This window comes from Halospeciosus flavus, assembly GCF_029814175.1.
Lineage (GTDB): Archaea > Halobacteriota > Halobacteria > Halobacteriales > Halobacteriaceae > Halospeciosus > Halospeciosus flavus.
The window spans coordinates 686856-706371 of the sequence record NZ_CP122312.1 but is presented as its reverse complement, the minus strand read 5'-3'; the positions used below and the strand labels follow the sequence as shown (position 1 = coordinate 706371).

14 protein-coding genes and 3 pseudogenes are annotated in these 19516 nt (G+C 60.8%); 9 read left to right on the top strand and 8 right to left on the bottom strand.

The annotated features are described in order from the left end of the window. Positions 1-84: 84 nt before the first annotated feature. Positions 85-968 (top strand): annotated as a pseudogene (locus tag P0Y33_RS03480) (IS1595 family transposase). 348 nt (positions 969-1316) lie between these two features. On the opposite strand, the gene P0Y33_RS03475 reads toward P0Y33_RS03480, so the two are convergent. The 3 genes from P0Y33_RS03475 to P0Y33_RS03465 form a co-directional block, all read right to left on the bottom strand. Continuing rightward, positions 1317-2249, bottom strand: coding sequence for a DUF7139 domain-containing protein (locus tag P0Y33_RS03475; protein WP_279529171.1), 933 nt, complete (start codon positions 2247-2249; stop codon positions 1317-1319). A gap of 2396 nt (positions 2250-4645) precedes the next feature. After that, positions 4646-5056, bottom strand: coding sequence for a hypothetical protein (locus P0Y33_RS03470; protein ID WP_279529170.1), 411 nt, complete (start codon positions 5054-5056; stop codon positions 4646-4648). Positions 5057-5454: 398 nt separating this feature from the next. Continuing rightward, positions 5455-5586, bottom strand: coding sequence for a hypothetical protein (locus tag P0Y33_RS03465; RefSeq protein WP_279529169.1), 132 nt, complete (start codon positions 5584-5586; stop codon positions 5455-5457). 414 nt (positions 5587-6000) lie between these two features. Between P0Y33_RS03465 and P0Y33_RS03460 the strand changes: the two genes are divergently transcribed. Beyond that, positions 6001-7113 (top strand): transposase, encoded by a 1113-nt coding sequence (locus tag P0Y33_RS03460; RefSeq protein ID WP_279529168.1) that lies wholly within the window; start codon positions 6001-6003, stop codon positions 7111-7113. A 321-nt stretch (positions 7114-7434) separates the two neighbouring features. Here the strand turns inward: P0Y33_RS03460 and P0Y33_RS03455 are convergent, their stop codons facing one another. Genes P0Y33_RS03455 through P0Y33_RS03445 form a run of 3 tightly spaced genes read right to left on the bottom strand, consistent with a single transcriptional unit; the run spans position 7435 to position 10296 of the window. Beyond that, complete coding sequence (locus P0Y33_RS03455) at positions 7435-8925, bottom strand: PGF-pre-PGF domain-containing protein (RefSeq protein ID WP_279529167.1); 1491 nt, start codon at positions 8923-8925, stop codon at positions 7435-7437. Between the two features lie 44 nt (positions 8926-8969). Next, on the bottom strand, positions 8970-9542 hold the full coding sequence (locus P0Y33_RS03450) for a hypothetical protein (RefSeq protein ID WP_279529166.1): 573 nt from the start codon (positions 9540-9542) through the stop codon (positions 8970-8972). A 31-nt stretch (positions 9543-9573) separates the two neighbouring features. Continuing rightward, positions 9574-10296, bottom strand: coding sequence for a hypothetical protein (locus P0Y33_RS03445; RefSeq protein ID WP_279529165.1), 723 nt, complete (start codon positions 10294-10296; stop codon positions 9574-9576). Positions 10297-10685: 389 nt separating this feature from the next. Between P0Y33_RS03445 and P0Y33_RS03440 the strand changes: the two genes are divergently transcribed. The 7 genes and pseudogenes from P0Y33_RS03440 (at position 10686) to P0Y33_RS03410 (ending at position 15863) form a co-directional block, all read left to right on the top strand. Continuing rightward, on the top strand, positions 10686-11261 hold the full coding sequence (locus P0Y33_RS03440) for a DUF7344 domain-containing protein (RefSeq protein ID WP_279529164.1): 576 nt from the start codon (positions 10686-10688) through the stop codon (positions 11259-11261). A 2-nt stretch (positions 11262-11263) separates the two neighbouring features. After that, positions 11264-11674, top strand: a complete 411-nt coding sequence (locus P0Y33_RS03435; RefSeq protein ID WP_279529163.1) for a hypothetical protein — start codon at positions 11264-11266, stop codon at positions 11672-11674. 237 nt (positions 11675-11911) lie between these two features. Further along, positions 11912-11986 (top strand): annotated as a pseudogene (locus P0Y33_RS03430) (hypothetical protein); the annotation flags it as partial. Between the two features lie 33 nt (positions 11987-12019). Beyond that, positions 12020-12484, top strand: coding sequence for a CARDB domain-containing protein (locus tag P0Y33_RS03425; RefSeq protein WP_279530082.1), 465 nt, complete (start codon positions 12020-12022; stop codon positions 12482-12484). 31 nt (positions 12485-12515) lie between these two features. Further along, a complete protein-coding gene (locus P0Y33_RS03420) occupies positions 12516-13379 on the top strand; it encodes a hypothetical protein (RefSeq protein WP_279529162.1) in 864 nt (287 codons plus the stop codon). A 63-nt stretch (positions 13380-13442) separates the two neighbouring features. Next, on the top strand, positions 13443-14609 hold the full coding sequence (locus P0Y33_RS03415) for a signal peptidase I (protein ID WP_279529161.1): 1167 nt from the start codon (positions 13443-13445) through the stop codon (positions 14607-14609). A gap of 72 nt (positions 14610-14681) precedes the next feature. Continuing rightward, positions 14682-15863, top strand: a complete 1182-nt coding sequence (locus P0Y33_RS03410) for a DUF5305 domain-containing protein (RefSeq protein WP_279529160.1) — start codon at positions 14682-14684, stop codon at positions 15861-15863. A gap of 1674 nt (positions 15864-17537) precedes the next feature. Here P0Y33_RS03410 and P0Y33_RS03405 read toward each other — a convergent pair. Together P0Y33_RS03405 and P0Y33_RS03395 are read right to left on the bottom strand one after the other, a co-directional pair. Beyond that, the gene (locus tag P0Y33_RS03405) at positions 17538-18284 is read right to left on the bottom strand and encodes a 3-oxoacyl-ACP reductase family protein (RefSeq protein ID WP_279529159.1); all 747 of its coding nucleotides are present in this window, start codon (positions 18282-18284) and stop codon (positions 17538-17540) included. Beyond that, a pseudogene (locus tag P0Y33_RS03395) lies at positions 18285-19446 on the bottom strand (pyridoxal phosphate-dependent aminotransferase). Positions 19447-19516 lie beyond the last annotated feature (70 nt).

Here is a 19516-nt window from a genome sequence, read left to right as displayed (position 1 = left end):
TTCGGAAGCAGGTTGTTGGTTGAGTAGAGCTGGCGCTGTTGAAGCGTAGCGGGCAAGGGTGACGCGAACGCGTCACCCGATGCAATGTTCCCAGTTGAATTGCTGAACTCAGAGGCGAGCGCCGCGAACCTGCTGGAGCAGGTTCGCTGGCGTGATGGCCTCTACTGCCCGCGCTGCCGGTCTGAGTCAGTGATCAAACACGGCAGCTATCGACAGTATCAACGGTATCTCTGTAAGGATTGCGACCGCACGTTCAACCCCAAGACCGGCACGATCTTCGCGCACGCGAAGATCGGCCTTGACAAGCTCTTCTTCGCGTTCTACACGTTACTCCGGTTCAACACGAGTATTCGTCAACTGACGCTGAACTCGACGTCTCCTACCGGTCGCTTCGGCGGCGCGTCGAGCAGTTCGCCAGAACGCTCGACGCGCCAGCTATCGATCTCGTTGGCCCAGTCGAAATCGATGAAGTGTACGTTACTGCAGGGCTGAAAGGCCGCGAGCGCGACCGAGAGTCGCGCTCGCGTGGCCTCTCGAAACGTGGTCGTGGAAGCTACGCCGAAGACAAGCCACCGGTGTTCACACTCGTTGATCGCGGCAGCGATCAGCGATACGTCGTGCCAGCGAAATCCGCTGACGAATCAACCGTGCGACTCCTCCTCGGCGACCGCGAGGAGGAGTCGCTCACCGTCTACACCGACGGATTTCGAGCATACGATCCACTCGAAGACGACGAGAATTTCCAGCGAGAAGCGGTGATTCACGGCGAGGGTGAATACGTCGATGAAGACACACACGTGAACACTTGCGAGAGCCACGCGTCGCTGGCGCGACGGTGGCTCTCGCCGCATCGAGGCGTCTCAAAAGACAAGCTAACGCCCTATCTCAGAGCATTCCAGCTCCGGCGACGAATCTTCCGCAAACCAGGTCGAGAGGCTCTCAAAGAAATCGTCCGAACCGTTCTCTAACACACCAACAACGTGCTTCCCATGAGCGTTACGGATATTCAACGCCTGACATCCTCCCACGACTAAAGTCGTGGGGTTCCTCCGTCACAGACGGAGCCCACGAGCGGGAAGGTTCGCAGGTCCCCTCCATCCACGGTCCGGGAGGGACCTGCGTTCAGGGCCGTGCCAGAACGGCCCCCGGTGGAGAGAGCGGCCTCGGTTCCTTGCGTACTAGTGCTTCCCTCCACCTCGGTATCCCTTCCCATGTTGGGACAGGATCCCTACAGAATGTATGCGGCAGTATACCAAGACTCTATCGGATTCATCCCACGACTTCAGTCGTGGGCTTTCTCCTTGAACTAGTGTAACTTACGACTCGTCACGACCGAACAGCCCACGGACACGGTCCAGAACACTCTCGTCGTCGGCCGTCGCGAGTTCTTCGGCGCGCTGTTGCTCGCGGAGTTCGCGGAGCGCTGCGGCCTGGTCGTCGGTGCTCCCACCGGTCGCCTCCTGTTTCTCGCGGCCCTGGAGTTTGCGGAGGTTGGCTACGGAGTCGTCGACGCCGGCCGAGCGGGTCTGGGTCGCCGAGTCGGGGTCGAAGTTCCCCGAAACCGTCGCCTCGTCGACCTCGTCCTCGGTGAACGTCAGGCGGGTGGTCTCCGGCGAGGCGACCCCGCCCCAGGAGAACTCGGTTCCCTCCATCGCTTCCGCGATGTCCTGTTCGACCTGTTCGTCGGAGACCGAATCACGACCGCTCGACGCGCCCGAACTGTCGGGGCTCGTCTCGGGGTCCACTGCAGCCGTCACTGTTTCGGGCGCGCGCGAGCGCTGGACGTGGTAGCTGACGAGCGCGGCACCGGTCGCGACGACGCTTACGACGAGGCCGAACGCGTAGATGGCGATGCCGACACCGCTGTAGTCGGCGCCGGTCTGGACGTTCCAGTCGTAGGGGTAGGTCGCGACGAAGACACCCATTGCGGCGAGACAGACGAGCAGTCCACCACCCGCGAGGTAGCGCGCGCGGTGGTCGACGGGGAGCAACACGACGACGCCGAGGGTAAACACCGGGAGCGCGAGGGCCGCCAGCGGGACGGCCACCTCGCGGAGTTGCCAGAAGAGCATGTCCTCGGCCGGGACGGTCAGGCTACCCGCGAAGACGCCAAAGCCGAGCAGGCCCATCGCGACGCCGCCGGCGAAGAGGGAGAACCCCACGAAGACGTCCATCTCGGTCTCGGGTTCGCCGAGGTACCGTTCGTACCACCGGAGTACTCCCCCACGGAGTGCGGATGCGCTGGTCATTGCGAAGTGATAGGCGAGTACGTGTACCAATAGTTTTGGGTGGGTTCTTGTATACGACCGACAATTCCCCAACAACCCTCCGGTGGGTGTTCACTGGTCTGTAGTCTAATGGTCGCTGGTTCAGTCTTGCACAGCGACATTCAACGGTTGTGTATATCGGAGAGGACCTCTTGCTACATCTCTATCGCTAAGAGTGGATGTACAGCGACCGATTTCGTCCGGAAGTAGTCGGACAATAGTGTCGAGCCAACGTGACCGACATCGGAGCAAGCCACGATAAACTGGGGAAGCCATCCAGCAGGTGGATAATCGAAACACTGTATCGACCAAAATTCGGCTATTTGGGTCTGCTAGTCCTGGTTTTCGAGGAAGGGATTCACCGATCCGTATCGGGTTGTCGCCGACGCTCAGGTCGGATTCCCTCCGAGAAAGTTACAGCGAGAATCGGGGAGATAGACCTGAACGATCGGGTGTCCGCGGGTTACGCGACGTCGATTCCCGTCTCGATCAGTCACTTTCCACACTGGCGATCGAGTTTTGGGGTTTGAACCGGTTGAAACCCGCAGTCTCCAATTTCGAAAATGCACAGGGAGGATGCACAGCGCCGATTTGGGGGTGTCCGATAGGGTCTCTACGTTCTCGGGAAATCATCACTCACTCCACACTCGGTGAGTTGTCCACGGCGCACAATCGCGACCCCTGGTTCTGAAGTCTCGGCCATATCTCGTCGGCGACCAAGCTTGCTTCGACCGACCCGATTCGGTCCACAAGACACTGACTCGACACCCATTGTTGGCCTGCCACCAAGCGACCATGGCGACGTCGCCATCCTCATGCACCCACGTGCTCCCGTGGCCGGGCACCTCGCGACGGCGGTCGCGACACCGTCCATATCCACATCGAGGACGACCTCACCGGCGATAGTCACGTCGCCGACGCCGCAACTGTGAGGCCATCGATCGAGCCCCTGCACAAAGTCGGATCGCCCTGTTCCAGTAGCCGACTCTTCACGACCGGTAGGTAACCCTCGATTGTACGGCTCTCGAAGGCATGGCGATCGGACGATCGGTTATCTATCGCGTAGTCACAATCGCCGCCGAGATACACCGGCCTGTCTGTACGGCCCACTCGCTGTCGACGGCGCCGGTGGCTGGCACCCCCGCTCAATCCGACGTCGATCCCTCGACGATCCAGTCAGATGCACAGCCAGATTTGGGGGTAGAGCGCCGAACTATCGGGTGTCCGCGCGATTCGTGATTTCGATCGCGGCAGACGAGTCTGGCTCGCCGCCGGCGAAACAGTAATATCTGGGTTTCAGGTGGTTTAGCGGTCGATTATCACTCACCGGGGCATGTACAGCGAGTCCTGCACAGCCGTCGTCGCGAACGTGACTGGCCATCTTGCGGAAGATCGAGGTCCCTGTACATCTACAACGACGAGTGGAGAGCGGTCGAAAAGACATCTCCGGTGTTCTTAGTGAGTTATTCTCGCTGTGCAAATTCTCACGGCTCATCGACCTCGTGTACACTCTATTTGCGGGGGTTTCGGGTCTCGACGTCCCTCTGCAGTCGGCTTCGATACGGATCGTCGTCAGGCTGGCGGTCACTTGAGCGATGGCCGTGTGGAGAACACACCGGATCTCCGATATCGACGTGCACAACGACGGGTGGTCTGTCCGTATTGTGGAGTTCGGCTTTCGTGGTCGGTGGCCCATGGTGTTCGACGCTGGGGGAGTCTGGTGGGAAAGTGGGGGCTGTGTTCTTTGTGGAAGGAGTGTGGTACTCCTCGAGCGTGTCTCTTCGAGTATCGGTTTTAGTGAGTATCACTCCCCAGTGAGAGGTTGGTCCAGACAGACGAAATGTACTCTCCTACTCGCGACGTCTCTGGCTGAGACAGACGAAATGTACTCTCCTACTCGCGACGTCTCTGGCTGAGACAGACGAAACGTACTCTCGACGTGGGTCGACGCCTTCTGGCGAAGACAGACGAAACGTACTCTCGACGTGGGTCGACGCCTTCTGGCGAAGACAGACGAAACGTACTCTCTCACTTACGACGTCTCTGGCTGGGACAGACGAAACGTACTCTCTCACTCCTGACGTCCCTGTTGAGACAGACGAAACGTACTCTCTCACTCCTGACGTCCCTGTTGAGACAGACGAAACGTACTCTCTCACTCCTGACGTCCCTGTTGAGACAGACGAAACGTACTCTCTCACTCCTGACGTCCCTGTTGAGACAGACGAAACGTACTCTCTCACTCCTGACGTCCCTGTTGAGACAGACGAAACGTACTCTCTCACTCCTGACGTCCCTGTTGAGACAGACGAAACGTACTCTCTGAAGAGGTCTTGGTACTCGCTATCCAGAAGGGTGGTGAAATCGCCTAACCCGTCTCAGCAACGTCCCTTTTGCCGGACGTCTGCGGTAATGTTTGCACTGAGTCCATCGCCGGCAATATCGACGATCACCGATTCGTTTGCATGCCCGCTGAAGTGCTGACTCTCACCGGGCCGGAGTGAGGCCTTTGTCTTCTGTGGGATTGTTGTGCCGCGGTCGTCGTGAATCGCGACGACTGTGATTGCCTCGGTGTATCGATTCGTGACGGTGATCCGGACGGGATTTGTCCCGTTTTTGGTTGCGTTGCTCGTCGCGTTTGCCTTCTCGCAGGCCAGCACGCCCACATACGCATTCTGGCTCTCGACGACGTTGACCTCCACAATTCGATCGGCGCTGACGCTGCTGAACCCGCCGCTCCCGACAGCCAGCGCGGAAACCGCGGCGACGGCGAGGACGTGATCGTCCACCACATTGTGTCCCAACTGCTTCGCACAGGCCCGACCACGTCAGTCGAGGTCTTCCACCCAGAGAAGCGGGATACACCGTTTATGCCAACCACCTCATTGAAGCGATTCACGACGACATCTCGGCCGTGCTGTTGAACTCGCCGTCGAACCCCATGGGACGAGTTTACGACCGCACGGACTTCCGGGCCACCGGTGGAGGTCGCTCCCGACGGGGATACCTGGCAGATGTACAGGGAAGTTCCCCACGAACGTCGCTGCGCTCGCGGAGATGGACGACGTTGCCCTCATCGATTCCTGCACGAAGTGCTACGCCATGATCGGGTGGTACGTTGGCTGGCTCGCCGGGTTCAAGGAGGTGCTATCGGCCGCGACTAGGATTCACGAGAGTACGATGAACGTCAAGCGTCACCTAGCACACCGCTGTCGTCGCGCTTACCGGCCCGGAAGAGGCCCGCAAAGAGTGTTACCTCCATGTGGACGAAATTGGCCATGTAGGCGGTCACCAGCGTCGGGTCAGTGTAGACGAACACAAGCTATCGGCGGACCACCTGCGGGAAGAAGACAGCGACGAGCAGCGCCGGCACAAGCGCAAGCAGCGCACAGTTACACTAGTTCAAGGAGAAAGCCCACGACTGAAGTCGTGGGATGAATCCGATAGAGTCTTGGTATACTGCCGCATACATTCTATAGGGATCCTGTCCCAACATGGGAAGGGATACCGAGGTGGAGGGAAGCACTAGTACGCAAGGAACCGAGGCCACTCTCTCCACCGGGGGCCGTTCTGGCACGGCCCTGAACGCAGGTCTCTCCCGGACTGTGAATGGAGAGGACCTACGAACCTCCCTGGTCGTGGGCCCCGTCTGTGACGGAGGAAGCCCACGACTTCACAGTAGGTGCCGAAGTAGCTGAGTCGTCGTTTTCGTTGTCGGTGACCTATCTGTGGTATGATTCACGCAACTGAGGCGAAACAGCTGTCTCGTGCTGCCTCGTCGCTGCTGTTCACGGGGCTCGATTTTGCTACGAAACCGAATGGATTGTATCCGAGCGAGGACTTCGAGAAAGTCCTCGCTCGGAGTGCCTTCGACGGCGAATTCGTCCATACAACCGCGAAAGAGCTGCAGCTAGCTCGCGGTGAAGACATCGATCTCCAAAACCGGAGTCCGCTTGCGAAATCACTTCTCTATCATCTTCGTGGACTCAGCCCGGACACCATCGACGCTCAGTTCGATGGTGTCCGGGCAGTCACGTTCGCTCACGCCCGCCGACAGCGGGCGTTCGCTCGGCCGGTCGACGTCGCGTTAGACATTCACGAGTGGCTCTACTACGGCTCGGCCGAGACACCGCACGTCTGCGCGATCAATCCAGACCGTGGAACGAACCTTGCGTACGCGTTCGTTACACTCTGTATTGTCGATCCAGCCGTCCGATTCACCTTAGCGTGCGAATCGATCGAGGCGGATGACTCCCGCACCTTGCGGGAGTCTATCCGCCGACTCATCGCCACCGCACGCCAGTTCGTCCAAATCAACCGCGTTTACTGTGACCGTGGATTCTATCGAGTTGCTCTCATCGAGACATTAGCCGATCTTGACGTCGAATTCGTCGTGCGTGCGCCGAAGACAGTGGGCGTCAAGCGCGCGCTTGACGCCCACGATGAACCCACGTTCGTCACCGACTACGAGATGGTGAGAAAGAATCCACCGACCGGACGAGTTTCGGTGACACTCGTCGTCGTCCCGCACCGCAGTCGGGACGACGACTCGTTGTGTCTGGTGACCAATCGTGACGTCTCGGTGGAGTTCGCCGAACCGCTTGCGGAGGCGTACCGGCGTCGGTGGGGGATAGAGACGTCCTACCGGAAGATAGGTGAGTTCCTTCCGCGAACGTCGTCGCCGACGTTCGCGGTGCGGTTATTCGAGTTTCTGTTCGCTGTGGCGATGTACAACCTGTGGATTCTGGTGTGTTTCTGTTTGGTTGAGCAGCGAGTGTTGACTGATCGACCAGCCGTCTCGACAGCCTTGTTTCGGCTGTTCGTCCTATCGCTGCCAGATGGATAGAAGAGGATGCGGCGGCTGACCCGGGCTCGCCCGGGTCAGCACGCCGCTGCCGACTGGCAAGGCTTTCTGCAGCCTTCTTCAAGGGACTCAGATAGCTTGACGAGCGTATGGCTAGGAAGCAAACACCAGTAAATCGTGTTCATTTCACTCCCCTTCCCGTCGGTGGTCGATCAAATCTGTCTTGAACTTCGGCACCTACTGTTCAGTCGTGGGAGGATGTCAGGAGCCGGACCGACTGCCGGATTATCTTTGCGAACGACTGCACCGAGTTCGGGCCCAGTGTTGGCACCATACCGAAATGAGGAGTGCGCCACAAAAGCGCTACCGCCAGGGAGCACGCCGGGCTAACACAAGGACGGCCACGAGTAGGGCGAGCGCTAGAACGAGCCCGCCGAGCGACCCGAGACCGAGTCCCGATGGCTCGGCGGCGAGCTGATTATTGGCCTGTACGGCGTCGGTGGTCGTCGCGTCGAGCGTCGTAGTTGTCTCCGTCCTAGTCGCCGCACCACCGGACCCTTCGTTGATCGTCGGAAGCGACTCGACGGTGAGCGTTCCGGCCTTGACGCCACCCACCCGAACCGTGTGTTCGCCGGTCGGAGGAGCGACCGTGAACTGGATTGTCGTCGAGCTCTGCGGGCCGAGTGCGACGGTTCGCGTCTCGACGACTGTCCCGTTAAGCGCGAGTGTCACGTTTCGCTCGCCCGCTGTGGCGCCGTCGTTCTTGACCTGTGCCGTCACGGTCGCCGTCTCGTTGGCTGTGATCGTCGACGACTGGAGTCCCGCGTCCGTAACCCCGATACTGGGCACGCGCGCGGCGACGACGAACTGCGAGAAACCTGGCGTCTCGGCCTCGAAGTGAACGCGCTCGCCGCTCGACTTGGTGACTGTCGCGTCGAGTGTCATCCACCCTTCGCCCTCTCCATCGCCGCCGTGATAGACGACGAGCTGGTCCGCGTCGAGTCCGCGCGTGGCGAGGTACGACCGCGCAACGCTGAAGCGGAGTGTCGCGCTCTCGACGTTCCCTCTTTCGACGTTGATCGCGAGAGCGCCGAGTGTCTCGCTCCCGGCGCCGCCGACTGACGGCCGCTCCACCACGGTGGCTTCGAGATCGACGTCGTCGCTCCCGGCAGTCACGACGAGTTCGTCGAGAGTAAGCGTCGCGTCGGCCTGGTCACGGTCGAGCACCAGCGATTCGGCGTCGAGGACGATCTCCTCGCCGACGTCCGCATCGGAGATCTCGAAGCGACGGGTCGTCGCGTTCGGTACGCTGGTCTGTACCGACACCGTATCGCCGCCGAGCGCGCCGACACTTGCGGTCTGACTCCCGTTCTTGGGTGGTTCGGCCACCTTTGCGTGGACAGTGAGATCGTCGATCAGCCCGTCGACCGTCTGTCCCCTCGTGTCGACGGAGAACCCGACGGCCACTGACCGGTTCGGCCCGAGCGTGACGTTGTTCGCCTCGGACTGGATCGGGTGCCCGCGCGCGTAGAACGTGACGTCCTCGGACCCGTCGGTCACCCAGACATCCGCGTACTGCGAGCCGTTGTAGTGAATCAGGAAGACGTCGTCGACGGTCGTGATCGCGTCGTCGTTGATCCCCTCCCCCGAGACGTTCGGGTTCGCGGCCGTGAGGTCGACGACGAGCTCGCCATCTTCGAGATAGGCGTAGTCACCGTTCGGTGCGTCAATGGGTGCGAGTGTGACCTCCTCGCTGACCGGATCCGCCGCGCCGAGTAGCGGCACGGCTCCCGACGGGAACACGAGCGTTCCCGCGAGGGCGAACGCGATCAGGACGACGAGGAGGCGTCGCATTGAGTGAAAGGGGAATACGGGTATGGAGGAAGTCGCCGGCGTCGTCAGTCGCTATCGGTCGCGACGGCGTTAATCGTGAGCGTCACGTCGTACTCTTCCTCGCGGACGGGCACGCCGTGCGTGTCGATCTCGAGCCCGCAGAGACATCGGTGGCCAGGGTCCATCGCGGGTGACGGACTTTCCTTCGTTAGAAGGTCACCGGACTCGACATCGTATATCGTCACGTCAGGGACGCCCGCCGTCGTCGCTTGCGTGCTGTAGACGTGGACCGGCTGCGTCCCCTGGTTCTCGACGGCGAAGAGCCCCGTCTCGTCGTGTGCGGCGTCGCCGCCGAACCGATAGACGGAGTCGGTGCCGAGGCCCTCGGGGTCGGTGCCACCGTATTCGTTTTCATCTGGGTCAGGAAAGTCGAATCCGATCGTTTCGGTTGCCCCGTCGGTGAATGAGCGTCGTCCACTACCACGCTGTGTGAGCCTTAAGAGTGCGGTGTCATCGTCGGTGACACTAACGGAGACCGTGCGTTCGGCGCTGACGCTCGTGAACGCGCCAGAGCTGAGCGCGAGGCTCCCTCCACCGGTGAGTGCGACGAGCCCGGTGAGTAGTTGTCTTCGTTTCATTGGCTAGGCCACGTATCTTGAGACGGAGATTTTAGGTACCGCTGTTCGTCGTACCGAGACCGTACTTAGTCGCTAGGTTGGCGTCAGCAAGGATATCCATGCTGTACGTTTTGGAGCTGGTCGGGTTGTCGTTCGTCTTGAGGTAGAGGCCGAAGTCGAACGACTCACCAGGGTTAAGAAGGTAGACAGATTGCCCGAGAGGAGCGGTAGAGGTCACAGAATCATCCCACGCTTCGGGCATTGTGAGCCCCTTACTGAGGAGCGTTCCACCGATGTTTGTGAAACTACCGTATTTCGTACCATCTGGGAGCGTTCCCAATGCAGAATCATCAGTGCCGTGTGCGGGACTGGAGAGCTGCGGGTCAATATAGATGCCGTCGTCGCTCATGTTGAAGGCATCAGCACCGAGACTGGACGGAGGGACATACACAATTGCCGACTGCGTCCCCTGATTCTCAACACTAAAGATGTCGTGAATGATCGTTGTCGCGTCCGCGTTGATCCCTGACCCTGTCTCCGTACCGCTGGCCGAGCTGTTCAGGTTGATTGCCATCTGAGTAGCGCTCCCATCGGCGTACTCAGCATTTTCGTTACTGGAGCTCTTGCTCAACTTGAGTAGTGCACTGCTGTCATCCGCGACGTTCACAGAGACGTCACGGGTTGCCCGAACACTACTGAACGCACCAGTACCGAGTCCAGCCGCCCCGGCGGCGGTGAGCGATCCCATTGCGGCGAGGAACTTGCGTCGTTGCATAGTTGTCTTACCTCGGTGCCCCCGAGTTCCCCCGGAAGCACTCACTCACCCCTTTGTCTCTACCCCATGTGGTAATGAGCGACCTGACAGGTCTTCAACCTCCACCTGCGACGTGACGTTGAGTGACTGGCTCGGCCTGAAGACCCGGATGGCCGCCCCTGCACCCCCGACAGGGTGGGCCTGAGTGCGCCGTCGAAGAGCGGATGGCGGGGCCTGAACCGGGTTGCTCGACGTCGATCCACACCACTGAGGTCAGTCGCAGAAATCCGGATATTGGGCGGTTTCAAGGGCTAAAACCCCACGGTACGCGATCATAGACTGAAGTAATTAAGGCGCCCTAGAGTGAAAGTTCACCAACACTTATGGCAGATTACGTCAGACAATAGGTCGTGTCATCAGCATCGCGGCAACGGGGTGGGGAGTTTGCCGAAGAGCCGACCGATGACGAGCTGTTCGAGGTGCTCTCGAACAGGCGGCGTCGATACGCGATGCACGCGCTGAAGCGCGAGGACCGCGCGACCGAGATCGGCGATATCGCCGAGCAGGTCGCGGCGTGGGAGTACGACACCGAGGTCGACCAGGTGTCCTACGACCAGCGAAAGCGCGTGTACACGGCCCTCCAGCAGTCCCACCTCCCGAAGATGGACGACGCGGGAGTCGTAGAGTACGACGAGAACCGCGGACTCGTCGAACCGACGCCGGCGCTGGACGACGTCGAGGTGTACATGGACGTCGTTCGGGGGCGAGAGATTCCGTGGAGCGTGTACTACCTCGGACTCTCGACCGTCGGGACGGCGCTGATGCTCGCGCTGTGGGTGAACGCCTGGCCATTCACGCTCCTCTCGGATCTGGCGTGGGGCATCGCGGTGGTCGCGGCGTTCACCGTCTCCGCGGCGGTCCACACCTACTTCGCGCGCGAGTCGCGCGTCGGCGAGACTGATCAGCCGCCGGAACTCGAGCCCTGATCATGCGCCGACGTCGCTTCCTGAGTCTCGTCCTCGCCGTCGCCGCGGTCTCCGCACTGGCCGTCGGGAGCGGCGGCTTCACCAGCGTCAGCGCGGAGCGAAGCGTCGAAGTGAGCGTGGTCGAAAATAGCGAGGCCTACGTCGGTGTGCAGGTGTGCAACAAGCCCAGTAACAAGAGTCAGGGAAACGGTACAAATCCAGTCCGGATTCACGTGACGAATCGGTATCGCGAAGCGTTCAGAGTCGTCGCGATCTACGACGACAAGGGGAAACACGAGATCAATACAGTCCTCGAAACGGGACAAGCATGGTCGTACAATGGACATGCGACCGAACCCGTGGCCGTCGAAGTCACTGGTGATGGTCTGAGTGCGAACGTCACTGCGGACGTCCAACCCAAGAATAGCTGCTGATACGTGTGGATCCTACCGGTTCGAGACTCCCTTCACTCTTCACTTTTCTCGACTCTTGAATGGAGAATCTTATCGGCCACATCCGCCAACTTCACTCGACATGGTGGTGTGTCCCGTTGATGAAACGATATGGCTCCGTTGGCTGTCCTCATCTACAGTTGCCCGTTTACGTCGGCTATCTGACCGGCAACTCACTGTCTACTACAGACCCGAGCTGAGGACACGACGTCGTGGAACGACCTCGAGACGACCCCTATCGGTGAACGAGACGGGCGTCTCGTGTTCACCGCCAAGACGGATCGCTTCTCGCCGTTCGTCGTTGCTGCACGCGTTCCGGCGTTCGAGGTGACGAACACAACGCTCAGTCCGGGTACCGTCAGGGTGAACGAGACTGCGACCGTTACGGCCCGCATCAAGAACGGCGGTAGGGCGACTGGCACACGGACTGTTGCTCTCACGCTGAACGGCACGGTCGTCGCCGAACGGACAGTCACGCTTGCGCCCGGAAACGCGACGACGCTCCAGTTCTCGCTCACGCCCGAGGCGGGTGAGTACGCGGTCGACGTCGAGTCGACCACTGTGGGTACGCTCCAGGTCGTCGCGGCCGATCCCACACAAACGGGCGGCACGACGTCCTCGACAAGGACGGAGATGACCACGCCGAGTCCAACCGACACCGCACAGACGAGCACTGCAAAACCTGTCGCGGAACCATCCGGGCTCGGCCTTCAGACACTCGGGGGACTCGTCTTTGTGCTCGCTCTCCTCGCCACCGTGCTCGCCCTGATTCGGCGCGCACCCTGGCGGTAGTGCTTTTATGTCCGGAGTTTGACGCCACTGTATGGGATCTTCTGCCGATCGACTCCCATTCTTTGCGGCTCTCCGGTCAGCGACCCGGTTTCGTGACTGTCTACTGCTTGCGGCAGTTCCCGCGTTGCTCGTCGGCGTCTTCTGTCTCCCCGAGACGACAAAACGGTCGCTCACCTTCTCGTATACTGACCCGACGCTTCTGACAGCCTACACTGCCAATTTCGTCCACTTCCGCGTCGAGCATCTGGCAGCGAACGTCGCCGGCTACATCTTGCTCGCTGGCACCGGGTACGCTCTTGCAGTGTTGGCCGGGCGACGGCGGCTGTTCGGCGTGGCCGGGACGACGTACCTTCTCGCTTTCCCGGTGGTCCTCTCAGCGCTCAACCTCGCCGTCCCCCGTGACGCCTACACCTACGGATTCTCGGGTGTCGTGATGGCGTTCGCGGGCTTGCTCCCACTTCTGCTCGTCCTATACGCTCAGGAGCAACTTGACCCACACGTACGGGTTCGGTACACGCCGGGGCTGTTCTTCGCGACGCTCGCGGTGATTACCGTCGTTGCACTCCCACACACAACACTCACGTTCGCTATCGCGGGCGCTGCCACATTCATGGTCGGTGTCTACGGGCTCTCGATCCGCTCTGATCGGCATAGAGGCGTCACGTTTCGCACCCGGCTTCGCGAGCGTCCCGGATACGGAGATGCCTTTATCCTCGGACTGGGACTCATATTGGGCTACCCGTTCGTCGGCTTTCCCACAACCTCGTGGCTTGACTCCACCATTGTGAACCTCTATGCCCATTTTGTAGGGTACTGTCTGGCCTTCATCGTCCCCTATCTCGCGCTCGAGCTCGGCGTCTTCGAGCGCACAGGTAGTCGATCCAATGACGGGTGAACTGAGTCCTGTCGGGTGCGGTAGCTTTTTGATTCCCTGATACAGTCAGTCCACAACGCCTCGATGTCTCCTCGACGCGCACTGGAACTCGGTGTCGAGCTTCTCGTCGTCGTAGTCGTGCTCTCGCTCGTCGCGGGGCAAGTGCTCGGGTATCCGGTGTTACTCGGCTACGTCGAGACTGGGAGCATGGCGCCGACGATGGAACCTGGCGACGGGTTCATCGCGGTCCCGACGGCGCTCGCCGAAGACATCGAAGAAGGCGACGTGATCGTCTTCCGTGCAGAGGAACTTCACGGCGGCGGGCTCACGACTCACCGCGTCGTCGGGCAGACCGATCGCGGATATATCACACGCGGGGACGCCAATCCCTTCACCGACCAAGACGGCGGAGAGCCACCCGTGCAGAAGGCCCAGATCGTCGCGGAAGCCCTCCAGATCGGTGGGACGGTCGTCGTCATTCCGAACCTTGGGACGGCCGTCATGGCTGTACAGAACGCCGTCTCGGAACTGCAGCGGCAGGTGGCGATCCTCACTGGCACTCGATCACTGCTGGGAACACAGGGGCTGATGTACCTCCTGCTCGTGCTCTCCGGGTTGCTGTATCTCTTTGACTTACTCGCAAGCCGGACCAGCGGCCCGAACCGTGATCGCGAACGAACCCGCGAGCGTGATCAATCGATTTCTCCTGGACTCGTCATCGCCACACTCGCGGCGGTACTGGTCATCGCTGCAACCGCGGCGATGGTTATGCCTGCGGGGACTCAGGAATTCGGGATCGTCAGCGCGGAGTTCGACTCCGAGCAACCGACGGTCATTCCGGCCGGTGAGTCCTCGACGCTCACGTATCGCGTACCCAACGCGGGAGTCGTTCCCATCATCGTCTACCTTGAGCCCGCAAGCGATGGCGTCGCCGTCGACCCGGATCGATTACGTGTCGGCGGCCGCACCCGAGCAGAGGCCTCACTGACACTATCCGCACCGGACGAAACCGGTTACTACCGTCGATACGTGACCGAATACCGGTATCTCGCAATCCTGCCCGCGGCACTTATCGACGCCGCCTATCGCCTCCATCCGTGGCTCCCCATCGTCATGATCGATGCCGTCCTCGCAAGCGGTATCGCACTTCTTGGCTGGGGGCTCATGGGGAAGCGGCGCGTCCGCATCCGAAATCGAGAGTCACGTCACGACCGCTCGTGGGTGCGCCGCCTGCTTCGCGAACTCACCTAAGGGCCTGGGACATTCCGGACACAATTCACTGAATCAACAGGTCTATACAGGTCGCTTGCACAGTCGACACCGATGGAGGGGGACTCTCAGTGGCTTCGACTGCGGGCAATTGCTGCATCTTGGTTCAGTATCCTGTTCGTCGTTTTGCTCGTCTGCACGGCGGCCGGGGGTTATGCGACGGCCGTCGCGTACGTCGATCCCGGGACGACACAGCAACAACAGACCGTCGAGTGGTGGTCTGTCGCTGGTGATTTCGACCACTCTGCGACGGTCACGCGCGAGAACCCGGTCTTCCCCATCGGGACGGAACTAACGAACCGGTCGACGTACTTCGTCGGGGTCTCGCCAATACTCAACGGGCAGTTCGACGTCCGCTATGGCCCGTCGGCGAACGGCCCTGCGTCAGTCTCACTCGATGCGACACTCGTCATTCGGTCGGTTAGCGACAACGGCGATACGGTCTTCTGGGCGGATCGAACGCCGCTCAATCAGCGGACCGTCACAGTTGCTCCGGGTGAGGCAGCGTCGATCGAGTTTTCGCTCAATGCGACACAGGTTGCCCAGCGCCGAGCAGCGATTCAGAATAGTCTCGGCGGGAGTCCGGGCACCGTCGAAACGTTCGTCGCTGTCGACGCCGCTGTCGAAGGGCCCGTTAATGGTGAACCGAGCGAGTTGGCGTTCACTCGTCGGCTCTCGCTTTCCGTCAGTGACGGGACCTATACCGTGAGCGAGAGCGGGACCTTCCGCGAATCGGCGACGACGACACAGATGGTCTCCGTCCCTCGAACGTACGGACCGCTGTGGCGCGTTGGTGGCCCACTCCTCTTGATTCTCGGGCTTCTCGGGAGTAGTGTGCTCGGGCTCGCGCGACGGCGTGGGGAGCTCGCACTCTCGGAGACTGAGCGTGAACTCCTCGAGTTCTCCGACGACCGCTCGGAGTTCGAAGAATGGATCGTCCGCGTCGACCTGCCGGACGCGGTCCTCGATCGCCCGCACGCGACGGCTGACACGCTGGCGGATCTCGTTGACTTCGCTATCGACTCGGATATCGGTGTCGTCGAGGATTCCGATACAGGGGAGTTCTACGCGGTCACACAGGATTTGCTCGTCGTCTACGAGCCACCACAACAGATGGAGGCAAATGCGGATGGGACTGCGGCACTCTTCGACGGCCTCCGCTCAAGTGACGTGGAGGAACCGACCGAAGACACGGAGGAGGGAGACGCTGCTGGCGACATCGAGGAATCCTCGTAGCGATTCGACGCTATAGTAGAATCCAGAAGTCTTTGTAGTGGCGTCTGCCGGAGACTGATGTCTCTCGTTAGTTCTCGACCATCTGGTGAGAGAGATGAGCAGACACTTCTGAGGATTACAGAGATTCAAGGAGAAAGCCCACGACTTCAGTCGTGGATTTTCTCCCGTCGACTCATAATCGGATTCAGGGATTGAACGGCGTCGAGGGATGCTCTCCAACGAGTAGCGTGCGTCGTCGATGTTCATAATCGGGATATAGTCCCGCAAGAAGGGCTCTGGAGTGGATCTAGAACTCGACTAGGAACCCGGCTGGGGACTTTATGATCCCGACTGTGGCGACGCGAACTGCTCGTAAAGCGCCCGTAATGGGGCTCTCTGTGCAGTTCTCTACAGACGGTGAACGAGTAGCCGGGATCAGCGACGAATCCCGAACCCAAAACCGGACGACAGCGACCGATTATGAGGATTATCGACGCCGACTGCGAGCGAGTGTCTTTGCTGTCGAGAGACGGTCGGTCGCTTGACGGTGCCGTGAATGGCCCCTCCTGGCTCTCTCCTGGGTTGCGTCGCTGGATGGCGAAGATCCCTAAACAGATCCGTTATCGTTCTTTGCACGTCTCTTCCGGGAGGTTTAGCTGATTATGACGCCAATCGAACGCCCAGCAATCAACGAACGGGTCTCTACAGCGCGCTTGAGGTCCGGATTCGAGTATGTCCGTCGCATTCTCTTGACCAGTGGTTGATCGGGGAAGTCGTCGATTTGGTCTCGGACTGTGCCCGCCGAGTGAAGGGGAATGCTTAGTCACAGTCAACGGCAAGGGGATATTGATTTCGAGTGTCTTCTGAGGAAGATAATCACGTCCGCGCCGTCGACTCTACTGATGCCGTCTTCATCGTCGACGAGCGAGAAACTACGACTCATCGTCGATACATCCCACGGTGACCGCAGGTCATCGGCGCTACTTGACGGCGCGTAGAGTGCTCTTCTCCATAGATTGCTGATCGCCGATTCGCCGTCAGTCCGACGCCGAGAGACGCGTTTGGCTGCTCTCGATCGATCCATAGGTTGAGAATTGGTCCGAAAGAAGCGTGTGCTGGACGTGGAACTGGAGCAGAATAGTCGGCCTGGAGTGAGAATCCACCGATGGGTGATGGGCGCGACGGCGAATGGCCGTTCTCAGCCACGAGACGCCGAGATAGAGATCGGAAAAGAGCAAGGAATCCCCAACCAAACACCTTTCTGAGAGTTCCATAGATTGCCCCGAATCACGAGATATGAGCAATCTATGGAGATATTCCCCTCGAGAAATTGTCTGTCCTGAGAGTATTCGACGCCGAGGCGGTCGATCCGTGTACTACCGGATGTCGTGGTGTAACGCCGTGAGCCGTACAGATTGGCCCGCCGTGTGTGACCCAACAAGTCTCCAACTATCCGTGGAGTCGTCGCTCTGGACACAGCTTCGACCTTCCTTTCGGAGTGCCGACCAACCTATGGGATGATCGACAACCCGCGAAACCGTTCATCGCCGTGTCTCGACGGCGCGATTGCCGCGCTGCAATCTATGGATCTGTCTCCAGCCTCGTCGTCAGCCGTGAAACCGCTCCCGTCGACGAGGGTGGCACACCAGAGAGCAAAAGTGGGAAATCGGGATTGGTCTGATCGACGCTAACGGTTTAGCGCACCAACTCCCCGCCGTTGACATTCAGCGTCTCGCCGGTCACCCACGTCGCGTCCCGGAGGTAGGCGACGGCCTGGGCGATGTCCTCGGGTTGCCCGAATCGTTCGAGCGGGATGCCGGCCATCTCCTCGGCTCGTTCTTCCTCACTCCGATCAGCCGTCATGTCGGTCTCGACGTGGCCCGGCGCGACGGCGTTCACCCGGATCTCCGGTGCGAAATCCTTCGCGTGACTTTTGGTCAGACCCAAAATTCCGGCCTTCGACGCCGCGTAGTGGCACTCGATTGGCGCGCCCGTATGTGCGAGAATCGAGGAGACGTTCGTGACCGAGGGGTCGGCACCCGACTCGGCGGCCTCACGCAAGTACGGTAGCGCGAATTTCGTCACGTTGAACGCGCCGTTGACGTTCGTGTCCATCACCCGGTCGAAATCCTTGGGGGACAGATCCTCGGTGTAGACGTGCTGGTCGATGCCCGCGTTGTTGACGACGTGGGTGACGTCGCCGAAGGCGTCGATGGTCTCGTCGACGAGGCGCTCGGCATCCTCCGGGTCACCAACGTCCGCCTGGACGGCGATAGCCTCGGCGTCCGTCTCGACGTCGGTCTCGATGGTATCGACGAGCGCCCCAGCCGCGTCGGCCGACTGGACGTAGTTGACGGCGACGTCGTAGCCGTCGCGGGCGAAGCGGAGTGCGACGCCACGACCGATCCCCCGCGAGGAACCCGTGACAATCACACTCGCCATCTAGCGCACCTCCGCGACGAAGTCGGCGAAGCGGTCCATCCCCTCTGCTAGCCGTTCTGTACTGTTGGCGTAGCTGATACGGAGACTCCCCTCGCCGGCCTCGCCGAAGCCGACGCCGGGCGCCGTGACCACGCCGTACTCGTCGAGGAGTCGTTTCGCGACCTCGAAACTGTCGCCGGCACCCAACTCACTCACGTCGACGAAGGCGTAGAAGGCACCTTCGAGCGGCGGGCAGGTGACTCCCCTCGATAGCGTCGATACGCTCGGCGACGAGGTCGCGACGCTCGGCGAACGCCGCCTGCATCTCCTCGCGGACCTCGTCGGGTCCCGTCAGCGCGGCGATTGCGGCGTGCTGGGAGACACTCGACGCACAGGAACTCGTGCTCTCGTGAATCTTAGTCGCGGCCGACACCACCTCCTCGGGGCCGGCGAGCCAGCCGATACGCCACCCGGTCATGGCGTAGCGCTTCGAACAAGAGTCGATGAGGACGACGTTGTCGGTGTCGACGAGCGACGCAACACTCGCCGGGTCGACGTCGTACGTCAGGCCCATGTAGACCTCGTCGGCGACGACGTAGGCGTCGTGGTCGGCGGCGGCCTCGACGACGGCCCGAAGGTCCGCAGGATCGTGGACACGGCCCGTAGGGTTCGACGGCGAGTTCAACATCACCGCAGCCGTATCGTCGTTGATCGCCTCGATGATGCGGTCGGCGTCGAGGGCGTAGCCAGTCTCTTCGGGGAGGGGGACCTCAACCGGGGTTGCGTCGGCGAGTCGGGCCTGCGCGAAGTAGTTGGGCCACAGCGGGGAAGGGACGACGACCTCGTCACCATCGCTAGCTACACAGAGGAGCGTTAGGTGAAGTGCCTCCATCCCGCCGGCAGTCACACAGACCTCCGTGTCGGGGTCGACGTGGACGTCGCGGTCCGTGGCCAGCGAGTCGGCGATGGCCGCGCGGAGCTCGGGGAGACCGGCGTTGGCGGTGTAGTGTGTCTCGCCTTCGCGGGCGGCACGGGTGGCCGCGTCGACGACGTGCTCGGGCGTGTCGAAGTCCGGTTCACCGACTTCGAGGCGGACGAGGTCCCCCTCGGCTTCCTCCGCTAAGTCGAACATCTCGCGGATCTTCGAGGCCTCGATGCCGGTGACGCGGTCGGTGAGTTCCATACTTCGGGGGTCGCCGTCGGTCGTGAAAGACCTGCCGTCGCCAGCAAGGGACACGTCGACACTGCTGAGA